The sequence below is a fragment of the Sphingobacterium sp. 1.A.5 genome (assembly GCF_002734235.1).
GTDB lineage: Bacteria > Bacteroidota > Bacteroidia > Sphingobacteriales > Sphingobacteriaceae > Sphingobacterium > Sphingobacterium daejeonense.
Genome location: NZ_PEBA01000023.1, coordinates 19,649 through 45,310, shown reverse-complemented (window position 1 = coordinate 45,310; position 25,662 = coordinate 19,649). Strand labels below are relative to the sequence as shown.

General features: G+C 34.3%; 19 protein-coding genes. 11 read left to right on the top strand and 8 right to left on the bottom strand.

The window, feature by feature from the left end; translation table 11 throughout:
* The first annotated feature begins 65 nt into the window (after positions 1 to 65).
* The 6 genes from CRT24_RS10685 to CRT24_RS10660 all read left to right on the top strand — a co-directional run bounded on the left by CRT24_RS10685 (position 66) and on the right by CRT24_RS10660 (position 12,847).
* Positions 66 to 1,202 (top strand): NAD(P)-binding domain-containing protein, encoded by a 1,137-nt coding sequence (locus CRT24_RS10685; protein ID WP_099371227.1) that lies wholly within the window; start codon positions 66 to 68, stop codon positions 1,200 to 1,202.
* 140 nt (positions 1,203 to 1,342) lie between these two features.
* Positions 1,343 to 3,790 carry a ThuA domain-containing protein gene (locus tag CRT24_RS10680; RefSeq protein WP_099371226.1) on the top strand — a complete coding sequence of 816 codons (2,448 nt, stop codon included), beginning with the start codon at positions 1,343 to 1,345 and terminating at the stop codon, positions 3,788 to 3,790.
* A 325-nt stretch (positions 3,791 to 4,115) separates the two neighbouring features.
* Complete coding sequence (locus CRT24_RS10675; protein ID WP_099371225.1) at positions 4,116 to 8,009, top strand: response regulator; 3,894 nt, start codon at positions 4,116 to 4,118, stop codon at positions 8,007 to 8,009.
* A gap of 6 nt (positions 8,010 to 8,015) precedes the next feature.
* Positions 8,016 to 8,372 carry a response regulator transcription factor gene (locus tag CRT24_RS10670; RefSeq protein ID WP_099371224.1) on the top strand — a complete coding sequence of 119 codons (357 nt, stop codon included), beginning with the start codon at positions 8,016 to 8,018 and terminating at the stop codon, positions 8,370 to 8,372.
* Between the two features lie 3 nt (positions 8,373 to 8,375).
* A complete protein-coding gene (locus CRT24_RS10665) occupies positions 8,376 to 9,443 on the top strand; it encodes a hypothetical protein (protein ID WP_099371223.1) in 1,068 nt (355 codons plus the stop codon).
* Positions 9,440 to 12,847: a sulfatase-like hydrolase/transferase gene (locus tag CRT24_RS10660; protein WP_099371222.1), complete on the top strand. Its 3,408-nt coding sequence runs from the start codon at positions 9,440 to 9,442 to the stop codon at positions 12,845 to 12,847. The genes CRT24_RS10665 and CRT24_RS10660 overlap by 4 nt, the downstream gene beginning before the upstream one ends.
* Here the strand turns inward: CRT24_RS10660 and CRT24_RS10655 are convergent.
* The 7 genes from CRT24_RS10655 to CRT24_RS10625 all read right to left on the bottom strand — a co-directional run bounded on the left by CRT24_RS10655 (position 12,844) and on the right by CRT24_RS10625 (position 21,729).
* On the bottom strand, positions 12,844 to 14,097 hold the full coding sequence (locus tag CRT24_RS10655; protein ID WP_099371221.1) for a YaiO family outer membrane beta-barrel protein: 1,254 nt from the start codon (positions 14,095 to 14,097) through the stop codon (positions 12,844 to 12,846). The genes CRT24_RS10660 and CRT24_RS10655 overlap by 4 nt on opposite strands.
* Before the next feature lie 88 nt (positions 14,098 to 14,185).
* Positions 14,186 to 15,028, bottom strand: a complete 843-nt coding sequence (locus CRT24_RS10650; protein ID WP_099371220.1) for a mechanosensitive ion channel family protein — start codon at positions 15,026 to 15,028, stop codon at positions 14,186 to 14,188.
* A 10-nt stretch (positions 15,029 to 15,038) separates the two neighbouring features.
* On the bottom strand, positions 15,039 to 17,300 hold the full coding sequence (gene ggpS / locus CRT24_RS10645; protein WP_099371219.1) for a glucosylglycerol-phosphate synthase: 2,262 nt from the start codon (positions 17,298 to 17,300) through the stop codon (positions 15,039 to 15,041).
* Between the two features lie 347 nt (positions 17,301 to 17,647).
* Positions 17,648 to 18,235 (bottom strand): hypothetical protein, encoded by a 588-nt coding sequence (locus CRT24_RS10640; RefSeq protein ID WP_099371218.1) that lies wholly within the window; start codon positions 18,233 to 18,235, stop codon positions 17,648 to 17,650.
* A 177-nt stretch (positions 18,236 to 18,412) separates the two neighbouring features.
* Complete coding sequence (locus CRT24_RS10635; RefSeq protein WP_099371217.1) at positions 18,413 to 19,435, bottom strand: pirin family protein; 1,023 nt, start codon at positions 19,433 to 19,435, stop codon at positions 18,413 to 18,415.
* Positions 19,436 to 19,594: 159 nt separating this feature from the next.
* Positions 19,595 to 20,851, bottom strand: a complete 1,257-nt coding sequence (locus CRT24_RS10630; RefSeq protein WP_099371452.1) for an acetylxylan esterase — start codon at positions 20,849 to 20,851, stop codon at positions 19,595 to 19,597.
* Between the two features lie 116 nt (positions 20,852 to 20,967).
* Positions 20,968 to 21,729, bottom strand: coding sequence for an NYN domain-containing protein (locus CRT24_RS10625; RefSeq protein WP_099371216.1), 762 nt, complete (start codon positions 21,727 to 21,729; stop codon positions 20,968 to 20,970).
* A gap of 134 nt (positions 21,730 to 21,863) precedes the next feature.
* On the opposite strand from CRT24_RS10625, the gene CRT24_RS10620 reads away from it, so the two are divergent.
* From CRT24_RS10620 to CRT24_RS10610, 3 genes are all read left to right on the top strand, one after another.
* Positions 21,864 to 22,649, top strand: a complete 786-nt coding sequence (locus tag CRT24_RS10620) for a hypothetical protein (RefSeq protein ID WP_144034562.1) — start codon at positions 21,864 to 21,866, stop codon at positions 22,647 to 22,649.
* A 236-nt stretch (positions 22,650 to 22,885) separates the two neighbouring features.
* A complete protein-coding gene (locus tag CRT24_RS10615) occupies positions 22,886 to 23,458 on the top strand; it encodes a Crp/Fnr family transcriptional regulator (protein ID WP_099371214.1) in 573 nt (190 codons plus the stop codon).
* Between the two features lie 73 nt (positions 23,459 to 23,531).
* Positions 23,532 to 23,882 (top strand): YciI family protein, encoded by a 351-nt coding sequence (locus CRT24_RS10610; RefSeq protein WP_099371213.1) that lies wholly within the window; start codon positions 23,532 to 23,534, stop codon positions 23,880 to 23,882.
* Between the two features lie 88 nt (positions 23,883 to 23,970).
* Here the strand turns inward: CRT24_RS10610 and CRT24_RS10605 are convergent, their stop codons facing one another.
* Complete coding sequence (locus CRT24_RS10605; RefSeq protein WP_099371212.1) at positions 23,971 to 24,387, bottom strand: DUF5367 domain-containing protein; 417 nt, start codon at positions 24,385 to 24,387, stop codon at positions 23,971 to 23,973.
* Positions 24,388 to 24,792: 405 nt separating this feature from the next.
* On the opposite strand from CRT24_RS10605, the gene CRT24_RS20660 reads away from it, so the two are divergent.
* Both CRT24_RS20660 and CRT24_RS10600 read left to right on the top strand, forming a co-directional pair.
* Positions 24,793 to 24,978 (top strand): hypothetical protein, encoded by a 186-nt coding sequence (locus CRT24_RS20660; protein ID WP_144034561.1) that lies wholly within the window; start codon positions 24,793 to 24,795, stop codon positions 24,976 to 24,978.
* Positions 24,933 to 25,481 (top strand): hypothetical protein, encoded by a 549-nt coding sequence (locus tag CRT24_RS10600; protein ID WP_099371211.1) that lies wholly within the window; start codon positions 24,933 to 24,935, stop codon positions 25,479 to 25,481. The genes CRT24_RS20660 and CRT24_RS10600 overlap by 46 nt, the downstream gene beginning before the upstream one ends.
* The last annotated feature ends 181 nt before the right edge of the window (positions 25,482 to 25,662 follow it).

The following is a 25,662-nucleotide window of genomic DNA, read 5'->3' as shown; positions in this document are numbered from 1 at the left end:
AAAAGATTGTTTTAAATTTGGTATAAGATTTATCTAAATAAATCTTTAATTTTTATTTCGGTCACATGGATAAAGCTATAAGTAACAAAGGAGAAGGTTCCGACACTCCAAAATCAAAACTTGATATTTTTTATAAGGTCGACATAGTGGTTATTGGAGCTGGTCAAGCTGGTTTGTCAGCTGCCTACTATCTTAAGAAAGAAGGAATTGAACCTGGAAAAGGGTTTGTAGTACTTGATGATGAAATCGGAGCAGGAGGAGCGTGGCAACATCGTTGGAATTCACTAACACTCAGCAATGTTAACGGAATTAATGATCTTCCGGGAATGGGGTTTTCTGAAGCGGTAAATAAAGATGATAAAAAACTTCAAGCAAATGTAGCCTTGCCTCAGTACTATGAAAAATATGAGAAAACATTTGAATTGCCTGTTATTCGACCAATTCGCGTCCAGGAAGTGACTGAAAAAAATGGAAGATTTTTGATTAAAACTAATGATGTCCAATTTTCTGCCCGTGGAATTATTAATGCTACCGGAACGTGGAAGACCCCTCATTGTCCAAAATATCCCGGTTGGGAAAAATTTAAAGGGAGACAATTGCATACAGGTCAATATATAAATGCAGAAGAGTTTATTGGTAAGCATGTAATTATCGTTGGAGGTGGAATTTCAGCTGTTCAGTTGTTAGGTGAAATTTCAAAAGTTACAAAGACAACGTGGGTAACTAGGCGACCTCCTGATTTTCGGAATTATGAATTTAATCCTGACTTAGGACGTGAAGCTGTAGCCATGGTCGAGGAAAGAGTAAGAGAAGGACTGCCTCCAAAATCTGTGGTTTCTGTAACGGGATTGCCCATAACACCAGCAATTCAAGATATGTTGACCAATGGGGTGTTGGATAGAAAGCCAATGTTTCAAGAAATAACCGAAACAGGCGTCAAATGGGAAGATGGTACCGAAATAGAGGCAGACGTGATTTTTTGGAATACCGGTTTTAGACATTCATTAGACCATCTTAAATCATTGGATTTAGTGAATGATCTTGAAGGAATAGAGATGTCAGGGAAGTTGGCCACTCAGGTAAAAAAGGACCCCAGAATCCATTTGACCGGGTATGGTCCATCAGCGTCCACAATCGGTGCCAACAGGGCAGGAAGAGTCGCAGCTAGAGAGTTGATCGAAACCTTAAACTTATTGAAATAACCTAATAGTAGTGAAAGTTTTAATTTTTTTAATGCATTATATCAGACTGAAATTTTAAGTTGCATATTTGTTTTTAAGTTTACATTTGCTAAATTGGATTAGCGAAACCTAAAACACTCTAAAATTTAATAAACTCAAATATGATCAAACATTGTTTTTCCAAGATTTATCTTCTGCTTATTTTGGTAGTAGTGATAAGTTCTTGCCAACAAAAACGTCCCGGAAAACCGAGGGTTCTTGTCTTCAGTAAAACTGCCGGTTTTCACCACAATTCCATAAATCAAGGGAATGCGGCAATTCAAAAATTAGGTCTTGAAAATAATTTTGATGTAGATACCACTTCAAATGCCGATAGGTTTGTTGAAGATTCTCTAAAAAATTATTCTGCGGTGATATTCTTAAATACTTTTGGTGATGTTTTAAACAATTATCAAGAAGCAGACTTTGAAAGATATATTCAAGCTGGAGGAGGTTATGTAGGAATTCATTCAGCAGCTGATTCAGAAGTTGATTGGGGCTGGTATAATCGATTGGTAGGTGGATATTTTGGATCAGAACCTGTATTGAAAAAGGCAACTTTATCAATTTCTGATAAATCTCACCCTGCTACAAAAGGTATGGACGATACATGGGAAATCACCGACGAATGGTACACCTTTAAAAAATTATATGAACCAGTGAAGGTTTTAATGACGGTTGACAAATCTGTGTTCAATAGTACAGAGGTTGAGAAAACTCCTGTTGCTTGGTACCATGATTATGATGGCGGCAGATCTTTTTACACTAGTCTCGGACATGAAGAAGGAATTTATTCAGATCCTAAATTCTTGAAGCATTTGTTGGGCGGTATAGAATATGCCATTGGAAAAAATTATGTTTCAGATTATAAAAAAGCAACTACTAAGCAAGTTCCTGCAGCTGATCAGTTTAAAAAAGTAACAATGGTTGAGGGAGAATTCTTTGAGCCAACTGAAATGGCAATCCTACCTAATTTAGATATCTTGGTTGCTCAACGTCGTGGTGAATTATTGCTTTTTAATAAAGCTACAAATTCAGTATCACAAGTAGGATTATTGGATGTATACCATAAAACAGAAGTCCCAAATGTAAATGCAGAAGAAGGGTTTATGGGATTGACGATAGATCCAGATTTTGAAAAAAATAATTACATCTATGCTTTTTATAGTCCAAAAGATACTTCCGTAAACAGATTGTCAAGGTTTGTTTTCAAAGACAATAAATTGGATATGGCATCTGAAAAAGTAGTTTTACAATTTTATTCTCAACGTGATATCTGCTGCCATACTGGTGGTTCCTTAGCCTTTGGAAAAGATAGAACCTTATTTTTATCGACAGGTGATAATTCAACACCATTTGATGAACCAAATCAAAAATACGTAAGCAATGGTTTTTCACCAAGGGACTCTAGAGAAGGCCATGAGCAATATGATGTGCAGAGATCTTCTGGAAATACAAATGACTTGAGAGGAAAGATTTTGAGGATTACTGTGAAGGAAGATGGTACATACGATATCCCGGCAGGAAACTTATTTGCGAAAGGTGAACCTAATACAAAACCAGAGATCTATGTAATGGGTAACAGAAATCCTTATAGAATCTCAATCGACAAGAAAAATGGTTTCTTATATTGGGGTGAAGTAGGTCCGGATGCCAGCAATGATTCAACAGGTCGTGGCCCTCGTGGGTATGATGAAGTCAATCAAGCTCGCAAGGCAGGGTTTTTCGGATGGCCGTATTTTGTAGGAAATAATTATGCATACAATGCCTACAATTATGAAACTGGTGAAAGTGGTGCAGCATATGATCCCAAAAAGCCAATCAACGACTCGAGGAATAATACTGGTAAGAAAGAACTTCCAGAGGCAATGCCTGCATTTATTTGGTATCCTTATGGTGAATCTGTTGATTTCCCGCAAGTAGGATCCGGAGGTAGAAATGCAATGGCAGGCCCAATTTATTACACCGATTTATTTCCAAAGGAAACCCGTTATCCAGATTATTATGATGGAAAACTAATCGTTTATGATTGGATTCGCGGATGGATTAAAGCTGTAACAATGTTGCCAAACGGTGATTTTGATAAAATGGAGCCATTTATGGCAGGCACTAAATTTAATAGTCCTATTGATATGGAGGTTGGTCCTGATGGTAAAATATATGTTTTAGAATATGGTAGCGGTTGGTTCAGCAAAAACCCTGACGCTGCAATTTCTAGAATTGATTATAATCCAAATACTGCTGGTGATTCCAGCGCAAAAACTGGAGAACATGCTACAGGAGCTGCTGGTCCAATAGGTCACCAACAAGGAACTAAACCTAAAGGAGAAAGCTTAATTGAGGCATCTGACTGTAAATCTTGTCATGCCTTGGATAAAAAATCCGTAGGCCCATCTTATAAACAAGTTGCTGAACATTATAAAGACAATAAAGACGCCCAAAAGATTCTTATGGATAAAATTAAGAATGGTGGTAGTGGCGTATGGGGAGAAGTAGCAATGGCAGCTCACCCGAATATTAAAGATGAAGATTTAAGTGAAATGGTCAAATGGATCCTATCACAAAAATAAATTTTAAATAAAGGGAATTTTTAGGCGTGACTTTAAAAGGTCGCGCCTTTTTTAATTTAATACCTACCTTAAAATTTGTTTTCTAAACTCACAGTTATTTTTATTCTATTTATTAAATCCTATTTCTAAATAGATTCTTCTTTAACACTAAAATAGCTTAAGGAGAAACTTTTTTTAACTACCCAATTTTATTATGATTAATTTTTATTGAAATGAAAAATAATTTTAGAACTTATTAGCAATATTAAGGTATTACTTAATAAAATAAGATGTTATAACATGATATATAATTATCTTGCAGGCTTATTAATCTACCAGATAACATATGACTACCTCAATGGTCCCAGATAATGAATTAGAACGTTTAAATATACTTTATTCGTTTGGATTGATCGGACTAGGTAAAATGCCAGAGCTTGATGTATTTGCTGAAATAGCCTGCCGTATTACTGAATGCCCTACATCCATAATAGCCATTATGGAGAAAGATAGCCAAAGAATTCAAAGTTGTATAGGGATCGACCTCGATATGGTAGACCGTAAAAATACAGTCTGTCAATACACTTTAATGGGTAGCAATCCATTGATGATAGAAGATACTTTTGAGGATCCTAGAACTTCATCAAACCCTTTGATCCAAGCAGGTCATATTAGGTTTTATGCCGGGGTTCCGCTATTAGATGACAGAGGTTATGCTTTAGGAACTTTATGTGTTGTCGATTACCATACCAATATACTAACAGATACTCAGCTGACAGAATTAGAAAAATTAGCACAAGCGGTAGTTGCAGTTTTATTGGCAAAAAGAAAACAAATTCAAGCTAGTTATTTTAAGGAAATCCTTTCTGTTACCCAGAATATGATCTGTGTATTAAATGAAGATTTCTCGATAAAAGAAATAAGTCCAGCATTTGCAGATTCCTTTGATAAACCCGTAAAGGATTTATTGGAAGAAGATTTTTTTGAATTACTTAATATTACAGATCAGCAACTTTTAACAAAACTAAAATCTGTTAAAACAAATGCTGATGAAGTACAGGTGAAAACAGTTTCAATATTAAATGATGATAATAAAATCATTATTGATTGGCACCTAAAACACAATAAAGAAAACAAGGAAATCTTTGCATTCGGTAGAAATATAACCAAAGAAAATGCTGAAAAAATAAAATTAGAAATCTCAGAACGTAAATTCAGAAATTTTTTCGAAAATGGAATTGGCTTAATGAGTATGCATGATCTTGATGGAAATATTCTAGAAGTCAATGAAAAGGGGCGAAAGGCATTAGGATATGATCTGGCAGAAGTAACTGGGCTCAATCTAAGAGACCTTGTTCCGGAAGTAAAACAATACCAAATAAATCCTTACCTAGAAAGAATAGAAACACTAGGTGAAGACAGCGGTATGATGGTCATGAAGCATAAGAACGGAGAGTGGATCTATTGGCTCTACAATAATATGCTAGAGAAAGATCCACAAGGAAGGCAATATGTGGTAAGTACAGCCTTAAATCTTACTGAACGTATTGAGCTAGAAAAAGATTTGTTGACAACAAAGCAAATATTGGAACAAACGAGTGCTGTTGCACAAGTAGGGGGATGGGAAGCAGATTTGGCAAATAATAAAATATTCTGGTCTGGTTCTACAAGAAATATTCATGGAGTCAGTAAAGACTTTATTCCTACGATGGAAAATGTTTTTTCATTCTTTGATCCAGTGGACAGTGAATTTTTAGCTCAATCCTTCCAAAATGCTGTGAATACAGGTGAACCATATGATTTTGAACTAAAACTTCATAAACCTAATAACGAAAATATTTGGGTCCGTATTAAAGGAATTCCAGAATTTATAGATGGTAAATGTGACCGAGTATTTGGAATTATTCAAGATATAGATCAGAGTAAAAATCTATACTTGGATTTAGGAATGCAAGAAGCAATGCTTCAAACATTTGTAAACCATGTGCCAGCCTCAGTAGCAATGTTTGGTAACGATATGAATGTCTTAGCACTTAGCCAGCAATGGAAAGATGAATTCAATCAACATAATATTTCAGACAAAAAACATCTGTATGATTTATTTCCAGAGGTTCCTGCTTACAGAAAAGAAATATATAGTAAGGCATTGGAAGGAATCCCTTATAAAAATACAAATGAGATAATTCATATTAAAGGAAAACAAGATCAAAACTACCATTGGGAAGTACGCCCTTGGAGGGTTTCTGATGAATCTGTAGGCGGTTTTATTATTTTTTTCCAAAATATTACAGATCAAGTTCTTAAGAATGAAGAATTAAAGAACGCTAAGAAACTTGCCGATTTAGCCAGCAAAGCAAAATCTGAGTTCTTGGCAAATATGAGTCATGAAATTCGAACCCCTTTAAACGGCGTGATTGGCTTCTCAGACTTATTACTTAAAACACCACTCAACGAACTTCAAAAACAGTATTTAAAGTACGTTAATGAATCAGGGAATAACCTATTGTCCATCATTAATGATATTTTGGATTTCTCTAAGATTGAATCTGGAAAATTAGAATTCCATATTGATCGTTACAACCTTTATGAAATTGTCAATCAAGTAATTCACGTAATACTTTATCAAGCTCAGAATAAAGGAATTGAGTTGCTTTTAAATATCGAACAGGGTATTCCTGCATTTATTTTTATTGATGAAACTAGAATTAAGCAAATCCTTATCAATCTTTTAGGTAATGCTGTCAAGTTTACTGAGTCTGGAGAAATAGAATTACGTGTAGCTCAAACCAAAAAAGATGACGAAAATTTAGGTTTGAAATTTTCAGTTCGAGATACAGGAATTGGAATCCCAGATGAAAAGCAACAAAAAATATTTGATGCCTTTATGCAAGAGGACAGTTCGGTTAGCAAGAAATTCGGAGGAACAGGATTAGGACTTACGATTTCCAATAATATTCTGAAATATATGGGAAGTGAACTAACCCTCAAAAGTACGGTAAGTGTAGGTTCAGAATTTTCATTTGAGATCGAAGTGCCTTATGAATTACCTTTTCATCCTGAGAACGACCTTGTAATTGACTCTGCATTAATTGTAGATGATAATTCTACGAATAGACTAATTATTGAGCACATGTTGGGATACAAAGGTGTAGAAACAACGTCTGCAAGCAATGGTTTTGAAGCTATTCAACTGTTGGCAACAGGAAAACGTTTTGATGCGATAATTATGGATTATAGAATGCCAATTCTTAATGGCTTGGAAACAATCGCTAAAATCAAAGAATTATTCCAGCAAAATGCTGAGCAATATCCAATTTTTGTCTTGAGTACCTCCTCAGAAGATCAACAATACATTAATTTATTTAGGCAAGAACCCAATTCATACTGTCTGCCAAAACCTATAATATCTGAAGAATTATACCGAATACTCAGCCAGCCAAATCTTGATGTTTCCATTCCAATTGAGGATAAAATCGAAGAGAATGATGATGAACAGCAAATATTTAATGAAGTATACGATGTTCTGATTGCAGATGATAATACAGTCAATATGGCATTAAATATTCGACTAACAGAAGAAATTCTCCCTAATTGTAGAATCATCAATGTTGAAAATGGTTTTCTTGCAGTTGAAGCTTGTAAGAAAAAGCAATTTGATCTTATTTTAATGGATATCCAAATGCCTGTGATGGATGGACTAGAAGCTACCAAAAAAATTAAATTAATGCCTGCTTTTCAAGAAATACCAATTATAGGGATTACGGCAGGAAATGTAGTGGGCGAAAGAGAAAGGTGTCTTCAAGCAGGCATAACAGAATTCCTAACCAAACCTGTCAAGGCGAAGGACTTTAAGGAAATTGTTCATAAATCTATTATCAAGTCAGTATTTAGTGTGAGTGTTGAAGAACCTGAAAAGCAACATATTGATTTCGATAAACTGGATGAAGCAACTGATTATGATGCAGATTTTAAAAAGGAGTTTGTAGGATTGATTATTCATGAACTTCAATTACAGGAAATGAGCATCAATCAAGTCATTGAAGAGCAAGACACGGATCTTTTAAAAAGAACTTTACACAAATTAAAGGGTACATCTAGCACTTCTGGACTTGTAGAGCTCAATCAATTGGTCCTTCAAATAGATAATGAATATTCAAATGAAATCCCAGTGTCGGAAAAATTGAAGGATCTATTAAATGAAATTGAAATTTTACTCAAATTATTAAACGAAATAAAGTAATATATAATGCTGGTTTTAATAGCTGAAGATGATGAACTAATACTCAAAACTATTGAGCATAAACTTAAAAAAGAAGGGTTTGAAGTTAGATTAACTCGAAATGGACAAGAGGCAATGGAACTGTTGAAATCAGAAAACTTTGATCTTCTAATTAGTGATATTATGATGCCATTTGCTTCCGGAATTGAAATCCTGGCTGAACTCAAAAATTTGCAGAAAAAAATGCCAGTATTGATGTTATCTAGCATGGGGCAAGAAGAAATAATATTAGAAGCATTTGATTTAGGTGCCGCTGATTTTATGGTCAAGCCATTCAGTCCAAATGAACTCATTATTAGGATCAATCGCTTGTTGAGAAAATAAAACATGGAAAGAATGTTGACTCTTCATGAATTGACATTAGGAATCCAACTTGTTTTGGTTCTTGTATTTTTGTTTATCCTAATATTATTGATTTACAGTTTTAAGAAATACAAAACAGAAGCAAATCGTCAGGTTTGGAAGGATAAAATAGACAAATATCTCATGGAGGTAATTGTTGAAGGTAAATCCAGTGATATTTCAATTTCTGAAGAATTAATTTCATTATGTAAAAGAGAAAGTTTCAGGAGATTCTTTCTAAGTCAATTAATTGGATCAGAAAGAAAATTTTCTGGAGCAGCTGCTATAGTCTTAAAATCTGTGTTCTATAATTATAATTTGGATAAAGAAGCATATGTACTTTTAAGAAGTAATCAATCTTATCTGATCGCTAGAGGCATACAAGCTCTAACCATTATGAATGTAATAGAGTCCCTCTCAGAAATCAAAACAAAGTTGAATCATCATAGTAATTTAGTAATTCGAGAAGTTCAATATTCATTGGTTCATTTCTTGGGTTTTGAAGGATTAGCTTTCTTGAATAATACGTCGATTTTGATATCAGATTGGCAGCAGCTTCGATTATTAAATTCAATTAAATCATTGCCAATTGGTTCAAATGAAAATATTAAATCGTGGCTGTATTCAGGAAATGTCAGCACAAAATTGTTTGCTCTAAAACTCATCCGAAAATTTCAGGTTTTTGAAATTCATGATGAATTGATAGCCTTCCTGGAAAATGTTATTATACAGGTTCAAACCGAGACTGTCAAAACACTATTTACCATTGAATCTGGTGAAACCACAAGTTTATTAGTTAATAATTTCCAAAAATTTGCAGAAAAAACTCAAATAGAAATTATTAAAGGATTAGGAAAAAATAGAGCGCTAGATCAAATAGACTTTTTGAAATCCCAATTAGAATATCACCCAATAAAACAGATAAAGGTCCACGCTGCAGAAGCACTGTCTTTACTCGGAGAAGAAAACTATTTAATCGGACTAAGCCGTAACTTGGATCATGCTGACCCAACTTTATTAGTTCTTAACCACGCACTGCAAACTAGGTTATGAACGAAGTAGTACTCAAAATATATGAAATAATTATCTGGCTTTATTTAATTTATTCGGCCGGAATATTTAGCGTATATAGTTGGATAGCTTTATTCTCCTATGGAGCTGTATTGCGGTACAAACATGGAAATATCTATACGGATTATTCCATTATTGCTTCCAACCCAAATGCTCCAAGTTTCAGTTTGATTGCTCCAGCATATAATGAGGGTAAAACGATAGTTGAGAATGTTAGGTCATTACTTTCCATTTATTATCACAAGTTAGAAATAATCATTGTGAATGATGGCTCTAAGGACGATACTATTGATCGTCTTATTGAGGCTTATCAGTTAGAGAAAGTTTCCTACATTATTCCAGGAAATCTTCCTACTAAAGAAGTCCGGAATGTTTATAAAAGTAAAAATCCCGCATTTAAAAAGCTTATAATAGTAGACAAGGTCAACGGCGGTAAAGCTGATGCACTCAATGTTGGTATCAACATTTCTAAGAGCGATTATATTGTTTGCATTGATGTAGATTGCATTATTGAACAGGATGCCATTCTGAAATTGGCCAAACCGTTTATGGAACAGACTGATAGACGCCTGATTGCATGTGGCGGAGCTATTCGTTTGGCCAATAACTGTAGAGTTGAAAATGGGAAAATAACAGAGGTCAATCTTCCAAAATCTTGGTTGGGAAGGAGCCAGGCTTTGGAATACATCAGAGCATTTGTTTTGGGCCGAATGGCATGGTCAAGGGCGAGCGGTTTGATACTGATTTCTGGAGCTTTTGGAGCTTTTGATAAAGAGATAGTATTAGAAGCAGGGGGATATGATCCCAAAACTGTAGGTGAGGATATGGAACTCGTAGTTAGAATGAGAAGGTATATGGTCGAGCATAAAATCCCTCACCGTGTTATAACCATTCCTGATCCATTATGTTGGACCGAGGTACCCGAAGATACCGAAATCTTGAAAAAACAAAGAAATCGATGGATGCGAGGTACAATGGAAACCCTCTGGAAACATAGAAAACTGATGTTTAACCCTAAATATGGAAAATTAGGAATGATCAGTTTGCCATATTGGTTTTTCTTTGAATTTTTAGGACCTCTAGTTGAATTTTCCGGTTATATAATCTTCTGGATTTTTGTTCTTTTGGGATTGTTAAACTGGCAGTTTTTCTTCGCCTTATTGGCATTGGTGTTATTTTCAAGTGTTTTGTATTCTACCTATGCTATTTGCGTTGATTTAGTGAGTCATCAGGTTTATACTAAACGTAAAGACTTAACCAAACTTATTATTACAGCTGTAATAGAACCTTTTTATTTCCATCCTATAGTTACTTGGGCAGGCATTAAAGGAATGAAAGATTATTTTGGTAAAAACCATGCCTGGGGGGATATGCAACGCAAAGGGTTTGACCAACAAACAGATGAAACATTCAAAGAAACTCTTATTAGAAGATGCAAATTATTATTAAATGAATTTAGCCCAATTGCTTCAATATATCTTATAATCTTATTTGTAATAAGTATAATTGAATGGTTTGTTTATAATCAAAATATTGATCAGTTTCAAGGTATAGGCTCCCTAATTGCTTTGGTATGCAATAACTTCTTATACGGCATAAGCTATCTACTATTATTCTTCCTTCTGTATTCGGTAGTATCAATAATTAATCAAGTTTTTGCAAAGTTCCTTGTTAGATTTTTAGCTGCTATATTTCTCATTCTTCAAATAGTCTTGGCGTTTTATTTTACAGAATCCCGAAATCTATTGGGAAATGATTTGTTTTATTATTCATGGGAAGAGTTGAATAATATTTTAAAGGCCAGTGGAGTTTTGAATTGGGTGAATATTCTCATACTATGTTTAGGGTTTTTTAGCATATACTATTTGATAAAAAAGTTTAGCTCAAAATATATAGGAAACATTAAAACTGCCGTATCATTTCTGACACTATCTTTATTAGCTGTAGTGTTTTTGTCGAGTTATGGAGAGCTGAAATTCGGCTCAAAAAACGATCTTTTAGAAACTGCGGAAAAAAGTAAGTTGGGATTTTTTATCTCTAGTAATCTAGAATCCTTAATAGATGATTATTCAGATAACCTTTTTGAAAATCAGACCAATATTTCCTTTGGTGGATTGTCTGATGAATATCCATTTCTATTCGAAAATAAAAGCAAGGATATATTAGGTCAATACTTTAATAAAAGCAACAAAGCACCAAATCTGGTGTTAATAATTGTTGAAGGGTTAGGAGATGCTTACAGTAACCCGAATGGATATATTGGAGATTTTACACCTTTTTTAAGTAATCTAAAGGATAGCTCTTTAGTTTGGGAAAATAATTTGAGTTCATCCGGTAGAACATTCGCCGTATTGCCTACAATATTGGGCTCTTTACCATTCGGAAATTCAGGTTTTTTAGAACTTCCTTCTTATCCAAATCATTTTAATTTAATCAATGTCTTAGCAAAAAATAATTTCAATACCGGATTTGTGTATGGCGGAAATGCTGATTTCGATTTTATGAAAAAATATTTGCAGAAAAGCGGTATTGATGAAATAATTGATCAAAGCTCATTTGGCAGCAATTATAGAAAATTGCCAAAAGTGAATGGTGAAAGTTGGGGATTTGAAGACCAAGTCGTAATGGATAAATTAATTGGATTATGCGGGTCTGATTCCAAACCTTATTTTAATATCGCCCTGACATTATCCAGCCACAATCCTTTTTTGATTAACGATGAAGCTAAATTTGCGGATCTTTTTGATAGAAGAGTCAAAACAATGAAGTTAAATAAGTCGCAGCGGGAATTAATATTGAATAATCAAAAACAACTGATCTCCATTATGAATGTTGATCATGCCATAGAAGAATTTTTTCAAAAATATCGCAAAAGGCCAGACTTTAATGAAACGATTTTTATAATTACCGGTGACCATAGTATGCCAGAAATTCCGCTAGAGAGTAAGATAGATCGCTATCATGTTCCATTAATAGTCTATTCACCTTTATTGAAAACCAAGAAAAAATTCGATAATATCGTAAGCCATTTTGATATTACTCCAACCATAATGGCTTATTATAAAGAAAACTATAACTTGAAAGTTCCAGCAAAAGTTAATTGGTTAGGAAAAGGATTAGATATAGGTGCCAAGAAAAATCCCATTGGAATTCCAATTATGCAAAGTAAATCCCAATTGGTAGATTTTGTGGTTGGTAATATCCACATCAATGATTACTCAGCTTTCCAAATTGGCTCCAAATTAGATGAAGAACCGTTAAATAATCAAGGTGAAGCCAGAAATGTTTTTGAAAAATTTGATCTATTCAAAAGTGTAAATAGACAGTTTAATTCTAAACCAGTTTTAATGCCCGATAGTGTATATCAGAATTTTTTCAATAACTAAAATCTTCTCCTATATCCAATACTTAAATCAAATTGATTATCCTTGATTTCAGGTTTATATTCAACATTGTAATACGTTCCTGTTATAGAAAATATATTCTTTGATTTGATTGTAAAATTATAATCAAGCCCAGTTTTAAATGTTTTCATCTTATAAGGAGTACCTTCAAAAAGGTTTTCGCGGTTTTCTTCAGGACTGATACCTGTACCTAATATAAAACCTAAATAGTCGTCCGACCCTTTTGTGTAATACCTTACTGTTCCTGTGTATGAATGTGATATATTATTTTCACCAGGCGTAAGGTACGTTCGAGCATTAAACCAGAAGTTCTTATAATATTTACCCACAGATGCCGTATACATCCAAACATTCTCACTGAACTTCAATTGTCTAAATCCAAGTTCGGCTTCAAAGCTTGCAGGTAAATTAGCATATAAGGATGCTCCAGATCTGAATTTTGGAAATATGCCATCGCTATTGGAATATCCTGCACCTAAATACATATAAAAAATTCTTGATAGACGCGGATAGGCTTCTAATTCAAATTGAGTACCGTTCCTTCCGAACTTATTGGCGAAGTTTGTCCTGAAAATAAAAGATCCTATCGAAGTACCTCTCTTATAACTCAAACCGGCAATATGCCAATTGTCTTCAAATTGTTTGTCAAAATACAGCCAATTGTAATTGATTCCGATCTCATTCATAGAAACCTGGTCTCTTATTCCAATGAGAAGCTTGCGTGCTTCTGTATGTTGAGGATCAATCTCCAAAATTCTATCGAGTGTAGCCTTGGAACCATTAAAATCTTTATTGACATTTTGAACTTTGGCCTTCAATATCAATAAGTCCAACGAGTTTTGGTCAACGGTCAAACCTTTATTCACTATTCTTGCAGCCTCAGTATTGTTGTCTTCCCAGTATTCCATCGAACCATATGCTAAATAAAAATCAGCATCTCTAACATCTTTCAATTCAAGTTGCTTAAATACTATTCTAGCAGAATCTGGCTTGTCCATCCATGTATACAATCTTCCTAAAAAGACACTGAGATCAGTATAATCAGGACTTTTTTTCAAAGCTGATTTCACCAAATCTACTGCCACTGGGTAGTTCTTGTTTTCAAAAGCTTCCTTGCGGGCATTTTGAAAAAGCTCATCTGATGTTAATGTCGATTCCTGTGAGAATAGAACAAGACTGTGAAGGGTAAACAAAAATGTTAAACCAAATAGTAGTGTAGATTTTAAATTCATAAGTAGATAGATGCTACAGGCCTCAAAGGTAAGCTGTTTTCATCAATTTAAAACAATACTTAGAAATTTTATCTGTTAAAACACGTTTTTATTTTCTGATATGGATATCCTGTTGCGGAAAAGGAATTTCGATTCCAGCCTTGTCCAAATCTTCTTTACATTGAATGATCAGTTGTTCCTGCATTGCCCAGAAATTTTCATTGGAAGTTGTAACTCGAACAGATAAGTTAATAGCACTATCTCCCAAACTAGTTACCACCACGTCAGGTGCAGGATCCTTGAATGCAAATTCATTTTTTGAAACCGTATCTAACAGTAAGGATTTCGCCTTCTTTAAATCGGTATCATATCCAACGCCAATATCAAACCAAGTTCTGCGTGTGCCTAATTCTGAGTAATTTGTGATGTTACTGTTTGAAAGCTCCCCATTAGGAATAATAACTAATTGATTCTGGGGAGTTACCAATTTTGTGTTGAATATATCAATAACTTTTACCGTACCGTCCACTCCCGAAGATGATGATATATAATCGCCAACCCGAAATGGTTTAAATAATAGAATCAATACTCCACCAGCAAAATTCGAAAGTGAACCTTGCAACGACATACCAATCGCTAAACCAGCTGCACCAATGATTGCGATAAAAGTAGACGTTTGTACCCCGAGTTGACTGACAACTACAATAAACAAAATGACCTTTAAAATCACATTCACTAAATTCCCAACAAAAGTTCTGATACTTGGATCAACGTCTCTTTTCATGAAAATCTTGTCTAGTAGCTTTCTCAATAGTTTAATCAACCACAAACCAATGAATAAGACTAACATTGCTGAAATCAATGAACTTATAAAAATCGGAGCATAGGCAATAGCACTATCTATGAATTTCTCTAATTTACTCTCTATCCCGTTTAAATCTGGTCCTTGCATAATGATTCAATTATTTATTATTAATAGTTACTTTTTCCTGTGATTTCTCTAATTCTGTTACAAAGTCGGTACCCCAATAGTGGATGTCGTAATGTTTTATTTGTTCTAATGATCTTTTTAAACGAATACTGGCTTCCTCAGGGTCAATGACCAATGCTTTCAATAAGGACGAAACCATATTCACACGGTCATAAGGATTCGTGAAAATCGAGTAGGGGAGTTCTACTGATGCACCAGCAAATTCTGACAGAACCAAAACACCATTCCCATTCAAAAGACCTTGGGTGGCAACATATTCTTTGGCTACTAAGTTCAAACCATCCCTTAAAGGCGTAATCCATGCAATATCACTAACTGCATATTGAATTATGACATCCTCAAATGGCAACGCTTGAAAGAAATATTGAATTGGTGTCCAATCCATCGTAGCATATTTGCCGTTGATTTCACCAATTGCCTGATTTACTTTATCCTGGATCTGATCGTAAATTTTCATGCCCTGCGATGGGGGAGTACACACATTGACCAACTCCACCTTTCCTCTATATTCTGGATATTCCTTCAAAAAAGCACCAAAGGCCTTAATCTTTTCCAGCGGTCCTTTGACATAATCAAGCCTTTCAATAGAAACGATTCTCTTTACACCACGCCTTTCTTTATCTTCCTTGAAATGTGAAATCTTCTCCTGAATTTCTTTCTTTTGAAGGATTTTCTCGATCAGATGAAAATTTATGCCTACTGGTTGTGCACCTAGACGGATTTTTCTGCCATCAACCTCAATTAATTTGGTCATTTGTTCCACACCCAAGGCACTGCTATAAGTCAAAAACTGCTTGGCAACAGATACTTTTTTCAAAACTTTGAATGGAGTATGACTTCGCAATACATCAATAAAATTCTCAACGTATCTCGGAATATGAAAACTTATAAAATCGCATAATAACAGACTGCCAATAATTTCTCTACGCCAGGGCAGAATGTTAAAGATATCTGCAGCAGGGAAAGCTGTATGATGAAAGAAGCCAATTTTAAGATCTGGCCTTAAGGGCTTTAGAAAAGCTGGAACCATCCATAGATTATATTCATGAATCCACACTAAAGCGCCCTCATCAGCTTCCTGAGCAATGCGCTCCGCGAAAATTCTATTGATTTTTAAATAATGTTCCCAATCATCATAATTGAACTTCGCCTTTTCAACAAATGAAAAAATAGTAGGCCAAAATGCTTCCTTTGAAAATACCCTGTAAAATTGATCAATATCTTTTTTGCTCAAGGAAATGGTAGCTGCCATCAAATTTGGATATCTATCAACATCAACCATTTCATTCTTATAAGGCTCTTTTCTTTCCTGATGCACTTCTTCGCCAATCCAAATGCCCGATCTCCCTTTTTCAAATAATCCCAATAATGAGGGTATAATCCCATTCGGACTTTTAGGCTTGCTCCTTATTATCTCACCATTGACCTCAGTCCGCTCGAAGGGTAGTCTATGATAGACCATGACCAATTGATTCTTTGATGTACTAGATTTAGGAATAATTCTTTCCTTTTCTTGATCGATGAATTTCTTGAACAAAGGGTTTTGCATGATACATTCCAAGATTCCACCAGCACCTTTCGACTCTGCTAAGTATGCCATTGGATTATTTTTCAGTTCATTCACCAAACCAATCTCTGATCCTCCAACTGCTACTCCATGAAAACCAACTCCAAATAAGCTAAGATCATTCAAGGTATCACCAGCAACTAAAACCTCTTCAGGTGATATATGGAGATAATCCGTAAGTTTTAATAATGTACTCCCTTTATTTACATCTTTAGGAAGTAAATCCAAATACTTATCGACAGATGTAATCACATCGCAACCGAATCTTTCTGCAATATCTTTTACTTGGTTCAAGTCAGTATCGCCATTATAATAATATGAACACCGTCTCTGCTGCGGTACATCTTGATATTGTAATGTTGTAATATCAGCCAAGGCATGTTGAATTTTATAAACTGAAGGCCATTTGGCTTCAATTTCACCCTGAATCGGTTCAATAGATTCCAAGGTTCTTCCATTCACCAAGGTAGAACCTACATCCGCAATTATATAATCTGGAGTAGGTATTATTGGATCGTTCAGTAAAGGAATGACTGATTCTAAACCTCTACCAGTTACAAATACCAACTTAATGTCTTTATTCTTTTTTATCGTTTTATATAAGTTTAGACGATCTTCCATTTTTCCACCTAAAAATGTTCCATCTAAATCTGTTGCCAATAGCATTCTTTTAAGCTCCTTTCTAATAGTATAAATTCTGTCTCCACAGATATGATTAACAAAAAACGATATGCTGTATTTAAGATGGGTAAATGGAGGTTAATAATTACGATAACAGTAGCCCAACTTCCACCGCCTACAACACTTTTATCTTTCAAATTATGTGGATTTCCTAGCAAAAAACAGGTTATTCTTTTGCTAATTCGTTATTTTCTGAGTAGCAAAGATACGAAAAATTAAACTAATAAGCAAGTTTTAGTATGGTTTTTGGAAAATTTAGCCTTTTCCAAACATAAAAAAAGGAGACTGAATTATTCAATCTCCTTTTCTAATATATAGTCTATTTTTAGTAATTATCTCGTCTTTATATTAGGTAAACCAATTCTTTTCGCACTAATCTGTCCAGTTGTGTCTTCAAATTTTCCACCATAGCTTCCTTGGATTTTTTCATTTTTGTCAGTAACTAAATCGAATTCAAACTTGAAGTTTTCACCATCCCTTGACAATTTTACTGTGCCACCAGCAATTGTTGCAACTTCATCACCTTTATCTTCTTGCCAATAATAGTTTCTCACCAAATAACTGTCGCTAAATGTATTGCCATCCACATCGGTTTCGCCATCAGAAAACCGGTAAGTTCCGCTTTCAATATCTTGATTGGTCGAGTATAAATCTAAATATAAAAAAACAGGAATAATAGGGTCACTTTCAGAGACCAAGTGGAAAATACTGAATTCAATATTGCTATAGCCATCTTCAAAACCATAATCATTGAAGGCACCAATATTAAGGTCATAGGTTTGCCCCTTATAGGTTAATTCATTATTCACCTCCACCTTAGGATCATCATTATCATTATCTTTTGAACATGAGGTCGATCCAATGACTATTAGTGAAAGGATCAGAGTTTTCCAAACTAAATTAAACGGATTTCTTTTCATAAAATGATTTTTTGATTTGATAAGATTTATTGTTAGTGTTAGATATTATCTAAAACGTGGAAAAATATATTTTATGATTATCCTGATTTAAAATACCTAATAATAGGAGGTTTAAAAATAAAAATGGGGCAAATTGAATAATTTACCCCATTTTTATTTTAGAATTTCGAGTGACTATTATGGTCTATCTATTTCTTTATCGAAATTATAACTTGCAAATCTGCCCGAATCTTTAGGATTGACCAAATCTGATTCTTTTTCACCCCATGGCCATCCTCCAAATTGGGTTCTTCTGTAATCATTAAATGCCTCTTGCAATTCTTTTTCTGAACTCATTACAAAGGGTCCGTATGCAAAAACAGGCTCATTAATAGGTTCCCCTTCCAAGATTAAGATCTTAGCTTTTTGATCGCCATTCGTAATCACGATTTCTTCATCTCCTGCCAAATCTGCAATGAATCTTTCTTGCATTTTATAATCTTCTACAGATATCGTCGATGTTCCATCATAGAAAAATACAAACCTATTCAATGTTTTTGATACTGCATTCAATTTAAATATCGCTCCTGGTTCCATTTCAACTAAAGCAATCCCAACATGATGTTTTGGATCAATAGCCCAAGAATTTTTTAATGGTTCTTGTGCCTTTACGCCATAGTACTCTCCCAAAATAACTTTCAAATTGATATTCTTTCCATTTTCATCTTGGAATGATCCTCTAGGAATCTTTTCATTCCATAACATTTTATAGTCTGGCTCAGTGAATTTATTTGCCGCAGGCAAGTTCAACCAGATCTGAAACAAACGGAATGGATTGTCATTCTCATCATCAAGCATTGGAAACATCTCTCCATGCAATACTCCTGATCCTGCACTCATCAATTGAACATCACCATTTCCGTAACGTCCTTTAGAACCTTTGGAGTCAAAATGATCCGCAAATCCTTCTTCTACAATAGTAACAATCTCGAATCCGCGGTGGGGATGGTGTGGGAAACCTGGAATGGTCTCTCCATGATACATACGCCATTTTGCTTCACGGTCAAAATCATTCCCTAAATTTTTCCCCGCCAACAATGCTGGGTCAGGACCCATTTTACCATTGCCTTTTGGATATTGATCATAATGGTAAGCACCTAAGATATATGGATCTCTAATAGGCATCGGACCTACAACTTTAGTTATATTTTTTATTTTCATAGCTTTGTTTTTAATTTATTCTATATGAACAAATGGCACACCAAAAGTGTTTATTTGTCAGTGAGTTACCTGTTGGTAACCTAGTTACCTTGGAGTAACGTTTCGTTTAAATGAAATGAATAGCTATCTAGAAAATTCTCCTCTTGCTCCAATAAAAAATTATTTGAAGTGTTTGTCAGTAAAATTGAGGTAACAGTACCAATCGTATGCATTTACGTCATGTATCCCGGCACGAATATGATAACCAATTTCATGATAAATTGGCTTATGAACCTCCGGTGCTGTATCACTATTAAAGCCTTTTTTCTTATATAAAGCATAAACTGGGCTAGCATGGTAAGCCGCTAGATATTCCCCTTTTGGATCTGCCCAGAGATCTTCCTCTGCACTAGCAACATATAATGGTCTAGGGGCAATCAATGCCAATAGCATATGTTGATCAAATGGCATTTCCTTTTCCTTATGATGATAGGCATTATAGTTTTTGGCAAACCAAGCAGGTTTGATACTGCTGACAATAGCGATTGTTTCGCCAAATTCTCTTTTAGAGAGTGCAGCACCTCCTTCACCAGAATTATTGGAGATGACCAAGCTGAACCTTGGATCTAGTGCCCCAGCCCATAATGCAGCCTTACCTTGACGGGAATGTCCCAATAGAGCAATCTTTTTTATGTCAATTTCAGGCAATGTTTCCAGATAATCAACGATCCGTGATGATCCCCATGCCCAAGCGCCAATCGCCTCCCAATTGTCACCGCGATCTTGACTATCTTCATAATCCGAAAATAAGGCTGCGATGCTCTGATCTTTGAATCCATCTTTATCCGGAAAAATATCATGGTAGCACATAGTTGCTACGCCATAACCCCGCTTGATAATCTGTTCATAATCCCAACGGCCAGATTGGACTCCTCTGATCCAATCTTGATGGGTAGAATCCCGAACCAATTTGAAGTTATCGCTATAGATGATGCTGGAGTCATTCAAAGTACTGTGATTTCCTTTAAAATTATAGCCGACAAATATTGGAACTTTTCCTTTGACATGATTGGGTAACATTAATAATAAAAGAGCATTCACAGATTTTCCATTTTTGAAGAAAGTCATTTTTACCTGGCGTAAAGTTGCTTTACCGTCTAAAGCACCTTTGTTCTCAGTCAGCAATTCATAATTTACTGGAATATCCTCCTTGGGAGTTCTGCCATACATTTGAGAACTGAATATTTCAAGTATTTCAGGTCGTCGAATTGTCTCCCATTTTCGTCTATTATTGATAGTTTCTCCTGAATTGGAAACCAAAACATTAGGTAGTGAATATTTAGGAACCAAGGACTCATCGTAGTTCACGTTCTGCTGACCATAACAAATTTGAAATGACAGAAAAAATATAATTGAAAAGATTAAGTTTGATTTCATCTTCTCCATAATTTAAGGTGTAGGAATAGGTTATCTGTTAAATGTTAATATACAGATTTTTCTTGGATTTTGGAGACTCCAAGATAAATAGAAATCAATTGATTAGAAGGTGTCGATTATTCCAAACTACGGATATAGATATGTTTGACGTGTTTATAGCCACCCGAATCTCTTTCGTCGATTTCAAATTTGTCCATATACTTGATAAGATCATACAGTTTGGTAAAGCCGTAATTTCGAGGGTCAAAATCAGGCCTTTTCTTGTTGATATAACTGCCAAGAGAACCTAAGAACGTCCAACCAGATTCATCAGAAAGTTCGTCTACGCTTTGAAGGATAAGTTTAGTCGTTTTTCTATCCACTTTATCCAATGCTTTGGTGGCAGGCTGGGGTTTACTTTTTGCTTCAGGTTTTTCCTGGGTCTTTGCAACAGTTGCTTTTTCTTCAGTTTTTAGAATCTCTATATAAATGAATTTGTTGCAAGAAGCAATGAATGGTTGAGGCGTTTTCTTTTCACCAATTCCAATGACCAACATGCCCGCCTCCCGTAAACGGGTAGATAAACGAGTGAAATCACTATCACTGGAAACTATACAGAACCCATTGACCTTCTCAGAATATAGAATGTCCATAGCATCGATGATCAAAGCACTGTCCGAAGAATTCTTGCCAGTGGTATAACTGTATTGCTGAATCGGAGTAATCGCATTTTCCAACAAAACGTTTTTCCAACCTGTTAGATTTGGTTTGGTCCAGTCGCCATAAATCCGTTTTATAGTAGGGGTTCCATTCTTGGAAATCTCTTCCAACATTTCCTGAATATGCGAGGAGGGAATATTGTCCGCATCAATTAGTACCGCTAATTTGAGGTCTTGCATTTGATTAATTCTTGTTATCGGCTTAACAGTAAAAATAAGATATTGTTTTATTAAAATACCCAAACCTAGGTATTTTATCTGCTTTAATATTTTCAGAGATTTAGTAGAATAAACAACCTAATTATTAATATATTATGAAAATTTTATTAACTAACCTGTTAATAGCCACACTGTTATTAATGGGCTGCAGAAATGCACCTGAAACAACAACCGTAGAAAGCAGCACCAACTCTGATGAAGATGTAGTGTTGGATTCTGCCGCTTCATTTCCAATGGATGAATCGACAGCTGCTGAAGAGGATTTATCTCAAACATTGTTAAACTTTAATGAATTTCCAGCCGTGTCATTGGACAGCGTGAAGTTGGTCGGGGAATTAAAAGTTAACAATCCTGAAAATGCGATTATGGAAGTCGTCGAAGAAAATATTGACAACTGTAATCTCCCTTCCAGAATCAGTCTATTAAGGCAAGGTTCAAACATAAAAGTCTTCAAATTCAACAGCACAATGAATGCACAAGCTAAAGCCTTTGGTTTTACCGGCACAATTGGAAGAAATGAAATGCTATTAATACAAGAATTTGCAAGATACAGCACCTTTCCTTGCGAAGGACAGCGTTCAAAATTTGGAATTGGCGTAAGATGTATGATTCATATCAAATCATTAAGATCTAGGCTAGACGTGGATAAACTCTCCTTTATAGCAGCTAATGTGGAATTGGGAAATATCTCAGCTACCTATGAATTAATGTCCGTTGGATTTCCGCTCCAAGGTGATATGTTGGCAGATAACCTACCATCAGTCGGAGACTATAATGTCGAAAATTTCTCCAAATTGGCAGTATCTTTTAATAATATCTTAAAAACTCTAAATGACAATAATAACATGGAAATTGAACCAGTGTCGATGAATTATTATTAGAAAAAATAGGAAAGAAAAACATAGCAATTCTGGAATGAACATATGATATAGTTATCCGAGATAAGGCGAAAGAATGAAAGTCTGCTAGGGATAGTAAGGCGAAAATCGAATGTGACCTCATCAAATATTGATGAGGTTTTTTATTTCAATAATTTATATTCTATTCAAATTCCAGCTAAATTTCCTAAATTCTCCTTAAAACACACACTAACTATACTTTAAACGAAATACTTTACATGCAAAGCATCCAAAGCCTCAAACAGCTACTATCATACTTAGTGGAATTCACTGAGCAAGAACTTGAACTGATTTCATCTTGTTTTAAACCAAAGTCATTCAAAAGAAATACCATTATCCTAGAAAAAGACGAGATCTGCAAGGAATTTTACTTTGTTTATAAGGGTTGTTTAAGGACTTATTTTTTAGATGTTGAAGGTCGTGAAAGAACAAGGTATATTATGTTGGACAATAATATCGGAACTGCGCTTTCAAGTTTTGTTTATCAGAAACCCTCGTTTGAATACTTGGATGCATTGGAAGATTCAGAAGTATTGGCAATTTCACATTTTGATTTTTATAGATTAAATAAGGAAGTTCCCAACTTCACTTTTTTCTATCAAAAAATGCTGGAAATGGCATATTCATTTCAAAATAAAAGGATTGAAGATCTCATTATGTTAACGGCAAAAGAAAGGTATGAGCAATTGATAAAAGAAAGGCCTGAATTTATTCAGAGACTTTCCAATAAGATTATTTCATCCTATTTAGATATCGCACAGGAAACTTTAAGCAGACTGAAGTCAAAATGAATTTTTTGACCTAAGTCAAATTTCAAGATTTTTATTTGCTGTTCCTTTGTTAAATACTAAAAAGGAAAACATTATGAAAACTTACATTTTAATATTTCGAATGGATATAGTATCTCCCGAAATGCAACCTTCAAAAGACCAAATGGCAACTTATATGCAAGATTGGATGAAATGGATCAATAGCATAATTGATAAAGGTCAGCTAGCTGACGGAGGTCTGCATATTACCAATGAAGGGAGAGTGTTGAGACCAAATAATGTGGTAGAGGAGAAGCCTTATTCAGTAAATAATGAATCAATCAATGGTTATATAGTAGTGAGTGCAGAAAATATTGATGATGCGGTAAAACTTGCTGAAGGCTGTCCCTTACTTAATGGAAAAGGAACTAGTGTTGAAGTAAGAGAAGCATTGAAACTTGGGTAGAATGATTAAAAAGTTTCCTTTTCTTGTGGGAAAGGAAACTATTTTTCGTAAAAGTCTAAATAAAGAAGTCAATATTTTTTAAATCAAGCTATATTATGATTCGGCAGCTTGGCTTCCTCAAAAGCCCTGTTATCAAAACAATTGAATAAGCAAACATTAACCAGGATCCAAAGTACCTACCATCTTTTTCATCCATATTCGGAAAGAAAAATTCAAAGAAATGAATACATACAGTGTCTAAGATCATTCCTGAAATCACCATTAACACAGCAGATTTTATACTTTCAAGCTTATTTAAAGAGAATCGTTTGAAAACCCAATTAGCGATTATCGCCATAGCAGGAATCAACAAAATGTATAAGCCAAGCATTACATAATGATTGTCAGTTATAAAAAAGTACTGACCAAATAACCTAAATATAATGCTGGCAAACAGCCAGACTAAGAAGCCTACTGCTAAGCTGAATTTGATGTAGTTGTCGTCTGATTTTCTAGAATTTTCCATAGTTAAATTTCACATTAAATCACGTATTTTTCTATTACATACTTTCTCCACGCACCTTTGGTCCTTAAGCCAATAGAAAACAATTTTTCTTCAGCCTTATAACCAATCAATTTTTTAAAGAACTCCACTTTAAAAATTTTAAAATTACGGAAATCCGTAAATATGGTATTTTTTTTATTTTGAAATTAGCTTCATTGATTAATTTTTTGTGATTAAATATTATTAAACCATAATGTGAATAGTTTTTTAATTTTTAATGTTTTAAAATAAAAAAATATAATATTTAGGTCAGATGTTATTGTTCATTTTTAATCTGCTGATTAAAAACTAATTGTAGTTAATTTGAAACTTAAAATTTTTGCTTAAATAAATAATTAGAAAATAAATAACAAAAAATAAGAGAATATGGAAATTCTAAAGGATTTACTTGAAGAAAATTTAGACGTTGTTTTTTGCGGTACTGCAGTAGGTAACAATTCAGCATGTGTTAAAGTTCCAACTTCCCCACTTGCCGAGCAAAAGCCATTGCATCGATCTTGTCGAGTTTGGATGATAAAATCGACTTATTACACCAACAAAAGCAAACCTTAGAGGCGTTGGCTGATACTATGTACCGTCAGTGGTCAATTGAAGAAGCAAAAGAGGATTGGGAGGAACTTCCATTCTCTGAATGGATTAATGAAACAGTTGGTGGAGATTGGGGGCAAGAAACTATACAAGGTGAATTTATTAAAGAAGTTTATTGTGTTAGAGGCACTGATATCGCTGATTTTTTAACAGGGATTCCAACGAAAACTCCAATGAGATTTGTAAAAGAAAAGAAATTCCAATCTATAGAACCCAAAGAAGGTGAAATAATAATTGAAATTTCAGGAGGTACAGAAAATCAATCAACTGGTAGAGCATATTTTATAAATAATGAAATAAAATCATTATTTGGTAAAGAGTTATTATTCTCAAATTTTTGTAGATTAATTAGAATAAAAGATTCAAACTATTCATTTTTTGTGTATTTGTATTTAAGATACTTGTATGATCAGGATGAATTTTTCAATTTAGAAAATGGAAGTTCAGGCATCAAAAATCTTGATTAAAAATCACTATTATTTGAAAATAAATTTATGATGCCAAATGAAGATTTAGTTCTTAAGTTTAATGATTTAGTATCAAATAATTATAAGAAAATAAACCATAATAATTTTCAAATCCAAACCCTAACTCAACTTCGCGATACCTTATTGCCTAAGTTAATGAGTGGCGAGGTAAGGGTGAAGA